This is a genomic window from Bartonella sp. AA74HLJMH (assembly GCF_042197045.1).
Taxonomy (GTDB): domain Bacteria; phylum Pseudomonadota; class Alphaproteobacteria; order Rhizobiales; family Rhizobiaceae; genus Bartonella.
Genome location: NZ_JBHIRJ010000004.1, coordinates 61,172 through 71,517 on the forward strand (window position 1 = coordinate 61,172; position 10,346 = coordinate 71,517).

The following is a 10,346-nucleotide window of genomic DNA, read 5'->3' on the forward strand; positions in this document are numbered from 1 at the left end:
GGAGGGCAATATTATGCGTCAAGTAGATTTTTCACCATTTTATCGTTCCACAGTAGGTTTTGATCATCTTTTTAACTGGTTTGATTCTAGAACACAACCAGACGAAGTTTCTTCTTATCCCCCTTATAATATCGAGCGCTTAACTGAAGATTCTTATAGAATTTCTATGGCTGTTGCTGGTTTTTCTCAAGATGAAATTGATATTGAAACGCATTGTAATCAGCTGATCGTTAAGGGAGACAGAAAGTCTAAAAATGATGATGAAGAGCGAGAATTTCTTTATCGAGGTATTGCTTCGCGTGCTTTTGAACGGCGTTTTCATTTGGCTGATCATGTTAAGGTTATTGGGGCAGAACTTGGAGATGGGCTTCTTCATATTCAGCTTAAAAGGGAAATGCCAGCTGAATTAAAACCCAAAAAGATAACCGTACAGATGTCACCATCCATTACAAAAAATGATAACAGCGACATTATCGTGTAAAGAAAATTTAGAAAATATGAGATCGGATAATTATAAATTTTTCTGAAAAATAAAAAACGCGAGGCAAAAGGTCTCGCGTTTCGTATGTGTTTTCCTAAGAACGAAGCGCATTTTAATAAAACAGCTTATCTCGAATTTATGATAAAATATCATTGCACATTATTCTACGTTGAAGAAAAAGTTCATGTGTGTGCAATTGAAATGCATAATAATTCACTTTTTAAGTAAGCTTATTTTATAGCATTTTAAAAATGGTCGGAGCGGCGGGATTTGAACCCACGACCCCTTGACCCCCAGTCAAGTGCGCTACCAAGCTGCGCTACGCTCCGAGTTCGTGTAAAACGATTAAATGACTGTTTCTTTAAAGGCAAGAGAAAAAATAAACAGAATAAAATCTAAAATGCTCTTGCACTTAGAGCTTTTGAAAGTAAAAATTTTGGACATCAATATTTTGTTGTTAATTCAAGATAAATAACGAATTTGTAAAATTCTTTGTGATCATTAAATTTTTAGCTCTATAGTTAATAGATGTATGCAATTTAATTACTTTTGAGATTGTGAGGAGGGGGGTAAGATTGGTGTAGAGGTATGAATTGGAGCAAATGAGTGCTGAAGGTATATTTTTTTCTTACCTAATCGTTACTTTTCTAAAAAGATAAAGATTTTCAAAAGAAGAGGAGTGAATGTATGGTTTTGAAAAGTTTTCGTTTTTTAGAGTTTTATAGACGAGGCATTTTCATTTTATATGGATAAAAAATTGTAAGTTCTGGATTGTATAATCACAAATCTCATTTTACGGGTATGTATTTTTATCCAAATAAACAAGATCAGAATGCTTTAATTTATGTTTTGTTGTTTTTTTTCTAAAATATCAGATAAAATATTATAGAGGAAAAACTTTCAAAGTGTCTATTGAACTAAGAAAAGAGTATAAAGGATGAGCCGTTTTTCGGTAATAAATTTGACGCAAGCAGCAGTGGATCGTGTTAAAGCGATTATGGATGCAAAAGATGCACAGGGTATTCTTGTTGGTATCAAAAAAGGTGGCTGTGCAGGGATGGAGTATACAATTACTCTTGTCAAAGAAAACGGGATAGATGCGGATGTTGTTGAAGTGAATGGTGCCCGTGTTTTTGTAGCACATGATGCGGTATTATTTTTATTAGGGACGCAGATGGATTATGAAGTGACAACGCTGCGGTCTGGTTTTGTCTTTAAAAATCCTAATCAAGTTTCAGCATGCGGGTGTGGCGAATCGGTGGAACTTCGTCCTGCTACGCAGGATCAATATAAAACAAATTGAGCTGAGCTAAATTATAATTAAGTAATTTTAGAGGAGCTTGTTCTTTTAGGTAGAAGAAATCTACTATTTTTTATCGTTCATTTTTAGCTTGCTTCCAAAGTGCTTCCATTTCATTCAAGGATGCGTCAGTGAGTGTTTTAGATTGAGTGGATAGCTTTTCTTCAATATAGGCGAAACGATTTCGAAATTTTATATTCGTTTTTTTTAATGCTTTTTGTGAATCAATCGCTAAGTGGCGCGCGAGATTAAGAAGTATAAAGTAGAGATCTCCAAACTCTGCTTCTATCTCTGAGTTTTGTTTATTTTTGATGGCTTCTTTGAGCTCTTCCAGTTCTTCTTCTATTTTTTCAAAAACTTTATCACTTTTTTGCCAATCAAAACCTACTTTAGCTGCTGTTTCTTGTAAAGCAAGTGCCTCTTGGTTTGCTGGCTGGATTTGTTTTACTGTTGCGAGTATGCTTATGGAGGAATTGTTGTTTTTTTCTTCGCACATTCTTTTTTGTTCAACCTGTTCTCTTTTTTTTATATATTCCCACTCCTCTTTTATAAATCCTCGTTTTTTTTGCTCGGTATTTCCAAAAACATGAGGATGGCGTCGAATCATTTTTTCCGTGATTGCATAAACAACATCTTCAAAAGTAAAGCTGCCTTCTTCTTGTGCTATGGTAGCATGATAGACAACTTGTAAAAGAAGATCCCCAAGTTCTTCACAGAGATCCTTTCGATTCTTTCGTTCAATGGCATCGATGACTTCGTAAACTTCTTCGAGCATATAGGGTATGAGGGATTCAAAAGTTTGTTTTTTATGCCAGATACAACCATTATCAGAGTTTCGTAATGCAGTGATAATTGCAGTGAGATCTTTGATATCTTTTGAGGCTAACATTTTGCACTTCCTTTGTAAGCAATAGAGCTTTAGATGTCCCAACGTCTATGTAACCACATCCATTGTCCAGGATATTCACGGACCCAAGATTCAACAATATCATTTAATTTTTGCGTAGAAGCAGCTATATCGATATCATTTTTTTCATCACGTGGAAGTTCTACATGTTCATATAACTCTAAACGATGACGTCCTCTAGGCAAACGAATACAACGTGCTGGATAAATATCACAGTCATATTGTCGAGCAAGTTTTATAATTAAGGGGTTTGTTTTAAGAGGTCTGTTAAAAAATGTTCCCATGATACCGCGGCGAAATTTTTGATCAACGAGCATACCAACATTTTCACCTTCTTCTAATTTGGCTGCTAATGCCCATGCGGCACCGGCCTTGGAGGGAACAAGATGTCCCATAGAAGTTTGTCGTGCTTTAAGGATTCGTTTGGCAACATAGGGATTATTGGGTGGTCTAAATAATACCGTAACATTAAGATCAAAACTTTGTGCACAAATAGGCAGAAGTTCAAAATTGCCAGTATGTGCGGTGAAAAAAATATGTGGTTTTTTTTCATTTTTTAATCGCTCAAATATTTCAATGCCTTTAACCTCAATGAAACCTGGCTCGTCTGCATGAGGATCAAAATCAAAAATTTTATCAAGAAAAATATATTCGGCTAGGAAACGTCCTATATTTTCCCACATTTCTATTGCAATCGCACGGAGTTCTTGCTCTGTTTTTTCTGGATATGCACTCCTAAGGTTTGCAAGTGTGATTTGATGACGATGTACAAGGGGACCAATTTTTTTTGCTAACCAAGCAAAAAAAGAAATTCCCATTTTGGCTGGAAAACATTTTAGAATAAATAAAGAACCAAAGAGTAGATATGCCCATAACAAGTAGGATATTTTTTTAGCTATAATTTTAATACGATATATGAGATTTTTAAGAGAAAGCTTCATCATGATTTAATCGATTTTAAGGATAATTTTACCAAAAACATCACGACTTTCCATTCGTTTTAAAGCTGTATCAATTTCATCCAGCCCAACAATTGTATCAATGACAGGGTGTACGGCTTTTTGTGCCATTTTTTGCATGGCATTTTTCATATTTTCCATACGGCAGCCAAATGAACCGAATATTTTAAGCTGTTGCTGGAATAATTGCATGAGATTTATTGGTGCTGAAACACCAGAGGTAGAACCGCAAGTCACTAAGCGTGCTCCTTTTTTCATACATAACAGAGAACCGTTCCATGTATCGACACCAACATGCTCAAAAACAACGTCAACACCTTTTTTTTGGGTTAATTTACGCACTACACCTTCAAAACGATCTTTACGATAATTAATCACATGATCTGCCCCAAGAGAGTGCGCTTTTGCAATTTTTTCATCTGAACCTACAGTTGTGATAACTGTACAGCCCATGTGTTTTGCAAGTTGAATGGCTGCAGAACCAATACCTGAGCCACCAGCCTGTACCAGGATTGTTTCTCCTGCTTGTAGTTTTGCGTTATCGAAAAGCATATGTTCTACGGTACCAAAAGTAATTGGAGCAACTGCTGCTTGCAATTCATCACATTGGGGAGGTGATGGAACTAATAAACGTGCTGGCAAATTGACAAGCTCACACGCAAATCCATCAAGGTGAAAACCGTAGACTCCCTTTACATTACTGCAAAGATTATCCCGTCCTTCATGACAAGCTTGGCATACTCCGCAGGTTTGTGCACCATAAATTGAGACAATCTGTCCAAGTTGGAGATGTTCAACGCCATCTCCTATTTGTATAACCTCACCAGAGGCTTCTGCACCAATGATGAGTGGCATTTTTCTTTTCGCAAAAGCCATGCCACGCCATCCCCATACATCAATATGATTAAGAGCAACGGCTTTTATCCGCACAGTTACTTCACCTATACTAGGTGAAGATGGCGGGGAAATATTGGTGATTTCAAGCCGACGATCATCGAAGAGTTGCAGTGCACGCATTATCATCCCCCTTAAATATATTATTGGTTAGCGTTATAAAATTTTATTATTACAGGATTATCCTTTATATGTAGTGATAACAAGACTCATATTTTGACCACCAAATCCAAATGAGTTTGACAAAACCGCATTGACACAGGCCTTACGGCTATGATGAGGAACAACATCTAAGGGGATAGTAGGGTCAGGATTATCATAATTTATTGTTGGTGGAAGTATTCCCGATTGAATGGTTAAAAGCGAAAAAACCGCTTCTATTGCACCAGCAGCAGTTAATGTATGCCCAATCATTGATTTATTAGAAGAGACAGGAATATGCTCTAAAAGATCACCGAATACTGTTGATAATGCAAGATATTCCATTTTTTCATTTTCAGGTGTTGAAGTTCCGTGGGCATTAATATAGTCAATTTCATTGATGGTTATTTTTGCATCGTCTAAAGCTTTGCGAACGGATTCAATTGCTGGTGATGCATCGGGTTTTGAACGTGTACGGTGAAAGTCATCGGCGGTTTCTCCACAGCCAGCTAAAATTCCTAAAACTGTAGCATTACGGTTTAATGCGCTTTGAAGAGATTCAAGAACAAGAGCGCCTGAGCCTTCTGCCATAACAAAACCATCTCGATCACGGCTAAAGGGTTTTGCTGCTTTTTCTGGAGGCTCATTCTGAGTTGAAAGAGCAGATAGTAGCGAAAAACGAATAAGAGATTCTGCTGAAACTGATCCATCTGTCGCAATTATGAGAGCTCTATTTGTCTCTCTCCGTCTAATAGACTCAACACCTAATTGAATTGCTGTTGCACCAGATGCACAGGCAGTGGAAAGTGTAACAGGAAGTCCTTTTGTGCCAAATGTTTTTTGAAGTTTTTCTGCAATTGCACCAAATTGTGTGGATTCAAAAAGCGTCTCATGGAGTTTATCCTTACAGACTTTAAGAAGATGTGCATAAGAAGGCTCATTATTGAATTCTTCCTCTTGATCAAGACTAAAACGTGCTTTCCATTCAAGTTCAACAGGAGGAGCAGCTAGAAAGAGTGGTCCATTAAAGTTTTTTTTATCAATAGCAGCTTGTTCTAAAGCTTCTTCAGCAGAAAGATGTGCAAGCTTCTCAGAGAGAGCTGAAGCACCAAGTGTACTTTCTTTAAGAAAATCAATTGTTCCAGCAATATATGTATTTAATCCCTCAACGGGAAAACGTGTTATTTTGTGGATACCACTTACACCGCTTGTTAATTTTTGCCAATTTTCATGTTTCCCTTGTCCCAGTGATGTGACAATGCCTGCACCAGTTATTGCTACAAGTGGACGCCCAAAATGATCATGATATTTCACTATAGAAATTCCCCTTCAAACAGCAGTAAGACGCACAATACCTTCAGCTCTTTTTATACCAATCGTTGTAACAAATATTTCACGTACTTCTTTAGAAAAAGGTTTTTCATGAGGACTTAACGCTGGAAAACCGCGTTTTTTTTCAATTGAAAGTGCTGCAAGAGCTAGAGCTAGAGGAAATTGTGCTTCCCGCATATAACCAAATAATGTTGTAATGCCACGGTAAGATAGATCAGCATTATCAAGAGCATTTTGTTCTGCTTTTGTTGCTTCGTGAGCTCCTGAGGCTGCTGAAATGGCTAAGGCAGATTTAGCGCCCGCAGTTTTTAACATTGTTGCAATTGAATCTCTAAGTGGAATTTTGGTTCTATCTGTTTGGTCTGTAATAATTTGGCTAATTTCAGCATAAGCACGTGCGTTGCGTTTTTTGGCATGTTCTCCACTTTCAATAACTAGGAAGATCCCACCAGAACCTGCTATGACACCGCCGCCTGGATAGATTCCACGATCCCACACTGGGCTCCATCCATTATGGGTTAAAAGACCACCAAGCTCATGCGCCAACAACATATCATAACTTTGTGCATTATAGGAACTTCCTACAAGAGCATGGGTACTTTGACCTGATTTAATACGAGCTACAGCAATTTGAAGTGCAGAAAGACCACTGCCTTCTTCTCCCATAAATGTACGAGATGATCCAGTGACTTTATGAACAATTGAAATGTTTCCTGCCAAAAGGTTTGAAAGTTGTGCCAAAAATAATGTTGGACGAAGTTCAGTTGAAAGAGCAACATTTAACATAGAAGCATGATCGGCAACTGCGCGCGCTTTAGAAAGAATCTGTGTATCAACAGTAATATCACGTTCTCCCCCACTTGCCGCTACGATCATATCCATTGTTGAAGTGAGTTGTTCATTATTTTTCATGCCGGCATCATCAAGAGCAAGACCAGCCGCATAGGTACCAAGACGCTGCCATGTTCCCATTTGCCGTTGATCACTTTTTTTAGGAATTTGTAAACTCCAATCAATTTCGGGCAATTTATGAACCGTATAAGGTGAAAAAGTTGTATAATCTAGGTTTGGTGTACGGATTGGATCATTTAAGAGATTCCAATGTTGATCAGTTCCTTCCCCCAGAGAGCTTATGAGACCTATACCAGTGATGAATACAGATTGATCATGCATGGCGAAAAAACTACTCTGCCTGTTTTAAGGCAACGAGATCATCAATTTTTGCACAAAGGTTTTTAAGAACAAAGTATTCTTCTGTTGCAACGGTACCTTCGTTGACTTCTTGTGTCCATTGTTCTAGAGGGACTTTTATTCCGAAAGCTTTATCAATAGCGAAAACAATATCAAGAAAATCAAGACTGTCGATTCCTAAATCGTCAATTGTATGACTCTCAGGTGTAATTGTATTGCGATCAATTTCACTGATTTCTGCAATGATATCAGCAACTTTATCAAACGTGGAAGGCAATGTACGGATTCCTTATTATAGAGTTAGTAAATTCAAAATACATTTAATATTGTTCTTCTAGCCTTTTTTCTCTTTAAAAAAAAGACTTAATCCAGAATATAGCTGTCTTTATCTATAGAGAAAAGAGGTTTACAGTACATGAAATACTATATCTCAATATTTAAAAAACTTTGAAATTTTATTGCGCATTTATTTTACAAGACTATTTTTTCTATTGGCAGCAAGGACAGCAAGGGCTGTTATATTAACAACTCCCCGAGAAGTTACTGAAGGCGTTAAGATATGGGCGGGACGTGCTGCCCCGATTAGAATAGGACCAACATGGAGTGCATTTGTGAGGCTTTTAACAGTGTTGAGCGTGATATTGGCTGAATCAAGTGTTGGAAAGACAAGCAAATTAGCTTCACTTTTAAGACGAGAATTAGGAAAAACACGATCACGAAAAACTTTGGAAAGGGCAGCATCAGCATGCATTTCACCATCTGCTTCTAAATCAGGGTGTAATTTGGCAAGAATTTCTGTTGCACGTCGCATTTTACGCGCACTTTCTGTGTTTTTAGAACCAAAGTTTGAGTGTGATAATAAGGCTGCTTTTGGTGTTATTCCAAATGCTTCAACTTCTTGAGCTGCCAACACAGTCATTTCAGCGATTTCTTCTGCAGAAGGATTTTCATTGACGTAAGTATCTGTAAGGAAAAGAGTACGTTGTTGAGAGATAAGCAAACTCATAGCAGAAAAACGGTGAACATGAGGATCAAGACCGATAATTTGTTCAATCAATTCAAGTTGGCGTTCAAAGCGTCCTTCTAAGCCGCAAATCATTGCATCTGCTTCTTCACGCATAACGGCAAGGGCAGCAATAGCCGTTGTTGATGTTCTCACTACTGTTTTTGCCATTTCAGGCGTAACACCACGCCTTCCTGTATAATGAAAAAATAAATTAACATAATCACGAAAACGTGGATCATCTTCAGGGTTTGTTAATTCAAAATCTATACCAGGACGAATTCTTAAACCAAAGCGTTTCAATCTTGCTTCTACGACATGTGGACGGCCGATAAGGAGGGGCGTTGCTGTTTGTTCTTCAATGACAACTTGTGCTGCACGAAGGACGCGTTCATCTTCACCATTGGCATAGATGACGCGTTTACGTTTTGCTGTTTTTGCTGCAGCAAAAACAGGTTTCATTGTTAAACCAGAAAGAAAGACAAATCGATTGAGGATATCATAGTAGGCCTCCATATCTTCAATGGGACGAATGGCGACACCAGTTGTCATTGCTGCTTTAGCAACAGCGGGGGCAATACGCAGTATTAAACGCGGATCAAAAGGAGAGGGGATTAGATAGTCTGGTCCAAAATTGGGTGGTTCTTTTGAGTATGCACGTGCTACAACATCTGAAGTTTCTTCACGTGCAAGGGCAGCAATCGCATGAACAGCGGCCATTTTCATTTCTTCATTAATTGCACTAGCACCTACGTCTAATGCACCACGGAAGATATAGGGAAAACAAAGGACATTATTAACTTGATTGGGATAATCAGAGCGTCCTGTGCAGATCATTGCATCTGGTCGGATAGAGCGTGCTTCTTCAGGCATAATTTCTGGTACTGGATTAGCCAGTGCTAAAATGAGTGGATTTTGAGCCATTCTTTTAAGATATTCAGGCTTTAAAACACCACCTGCAGATAGGCCTAGAAAAATATCCGCATCATCAATAATATCAGATAAAGTTCGTGCGTCCGTTTTTTGTGCGTAATTGATTTTCCAACGATCCATAAGGGTCTTGCGACCTTCATAAACAACACCCTCTAAGTCACTAAGCCAAATATTTTCAACTTTTGCCCCAAGACGAACCAAAAGATTAAGGCAAGCGAGGGCAGCAGCACCTGCACCTGAGGTAACTATTTTTGCATTTTCAATTTTTTTTCCTGAAAGATTTAAGGCATTTAATACAGCGGCAGAAACAATAATGGCAGTTCCATGTTGGTCATCATGAAAAACTGGAATTTTCATTTTAGCACGAAGCTTTTCTTCGATGTCAAAACATTCAGGAGCCTTAATGTCTTCAAGATTAATACCACCAAATGTAGGTTCTAAAGTCGATACCGTTTGTACCATTTGTTCTATATCGGATGCATCAATTTCAATATCAAAGACATCAATATTCGCAAATTTTTTGAATAAAACGGCTTTACCTTCCATAACTGGCTTTGAAGCAAGAGGGCCAATATTTCCTAAACCAAGAACAGCAGTTCCATTGGATATAACAGCGACTAAATTAGAACGGGAGGTATATTGAGCAGCAAGATTAGGATCTTCATGAATTGCAAGACATGGTGCAGCAACACCTGGAGAATAAGCAAGAGCTAAATCACGTTGGTTATCAAGAGGTTTTGTTGCTTGTATTTCCAATTTTCCAGGTTTAGGGTACTGGTGATAAAAAAGTGCGGCACTGTCAAGTTCAGCTTTTGGTGAACTGAAATCACTATTTCGTTCTCTAGACATTTTTATGATATCCAAGTTAGCGTATGTGTATATGAGATGTTCCATCTACGATAAGGTTTTGTCCACTAATAAATCCTCATTTCTCTGAATATCAAAATGCATGAGTATGAGAAAATTCTTCTGGATCGTAAAACCAGTTTGATGATTCTTTTTGTTTGTGTGCATGAATAATTTCATTGATAGCAGCACGATTAGTTTTTTCTTTCCTTAATAAAACCCGTAAAAATTGATTAGTCTACAAACAAATAAAATATTACTAATAATTACATTACCAAGCCATTATTTTTTTTGCAATGCTTACAACTTAAGGAAAGAAAAGAAGAGTGTTTTCTATTAACTTCATCTTCTTTATTTAA

The 10,346-nt window shown here is 37.6% G+C and carries 9 protein-coding genes and 1 tRNA gene; 2 read left to right on the forward strand and 8 right to left on the reverse strand.

All coding sequences use genetic code 11. The annotated features are described in order from the left end of the window. The first annotated feature begins 13 nt into the window (after positions 1–13). Entirely contained in the window at positions 14–481 is a 468-nt protein-coding gene (locus ACFINH_RS03860; RefSeq protein WP_273791398.1) for an Hsp20 family protein, read from the forward strand. A 252-nt stretch (positions 482–733) separates the two neighbouring features. On the opposite strand, the gene ACFINH_RS03865 is transcribed toward ACFINH_RS03860, so the two are convergent. After that, positions 734–810: transfer RNA gene (locus ACFINH_RS03865), tRNA-Pro, on the reverse strand. Positions 811–1,418: 608 nt separating this feature from the next. Here ACFINH_RS03865 and ACFINH_RS03870 point away from each other — a divergent pair. Then, positions 1,419–1,784 (forward strand): iron-sulfur cluster assembly accessory protein, encoded by a 366-nt coding sequence (locus tag ACFINH_RS03870; RefSeq protein ID WP_375632191.1) that lies wholly within the window; start codon positions 1,419–1,421, stop codon positions 1,782–1,784. 70 nt (positions 1,785–1,854) lie between these two features. On the opposite strand, the gene mazG is transcribed toward ACFINH_RS03870, so the two are convergent. The 7 genes from mazG to ACFINH_RS03905 all read right to left on the reverse strand — a co-directional run bounded on the left by mazG (position 1,855) and on the right by ACFINH_RS03905 (position 9,990). Continuing rightward, positions 1,855–2,670 (reverse strand): nucleoside triphosphate pyrophosphohydrolase, encoded by an 816-nt coding sequence (gene mazG, locus ACFINH_RS03875; protein ID WP_375632192.1) that lies wholly within the window; start codon positions 2,668–2,670, stop codon positions 1,855–1,857. Between the two features lie 29 nt (positions 2,671–2,699). Continuing rightward, the gene (locus ACFINH_RS03880; RefSeq protein ID WP_375632258.1) at positions 2,700–3,629 is read right to left on the reverse strand and encodes a lipid A biosynthesis lauroyl acyltransferase; all 930 of its coding nucleotides are present in this window, start codon (positions 3,627–3,629) and stop codon (positions 2,700–2,702) included. A 6-nt stretch (positions 3,630–3,635) separates the two neighbouring features. Further along, entirely contained in the window at positions 3,636–4,664 is a 1,029-nt protein-coding gene (locus tag ACFINH_RS03885) for a zinc-binding dehydrogenase (RefSeq protein WP_375613072.1), read from the reverse strand. Positions 4,665–4,721: 57 nt separating this feature from the next. Beyond that, on the reverse strand, positions 4,722–5,996 hold the full coding sequence (locus tag ACFINH_RS03890) for a beta-ketoacyl-ACP synthase (RefSeq protein WP_375632193.1): 1,275 nt from the start codon (positions 5,994–5,996) through the stop codon (positions 4,722–4,724). A 15-nt stretch (positions 5,997–6,011) separates the two neighbouring features. After that, a complete protein-coding gene (locus tag ACFINH_RS03895; RefSeq protein ID WP_375613070.1) occupies positions 6,012–7,187 on the reverse strand; it encodes a beta-ketoacyl-ACP synthase in 1,176 nt (391 codons plus the stop codon). A 10-nt stretch (positions 7,188–7,197) separates the two neighbouring features. Continuing rightward, positions 7,198–7,482 carry an acyl carrier protein gene (locus tag ACFINH_RS03900; RefSeq protein ID WP_005773457.1) on the reverse strand — a complete coding sequence of 95 codons (285 nt, stop codon included), beginning with the start codon at positions 7,480–7,482 and terminating at the stop codon, positions 7,198–7,200. A 189-nt stretch (positions 7,483–7,671) separates the two neighbouring features. Then, the gene (locus ACFINH_RS03905; protein ID WP_375611563.1) at positions 7,672–9,990 is read right to left on the reverse strand and encodes an NADP-dependent malic enzyme; all 2,319 of its coding nucleotides are present in this window, start codon (positions 9,988–9,990) and stop codon (positions 7,672–7,674) included. Positions 9,991–10,346 lie beyond the last annotated feature (356 nt).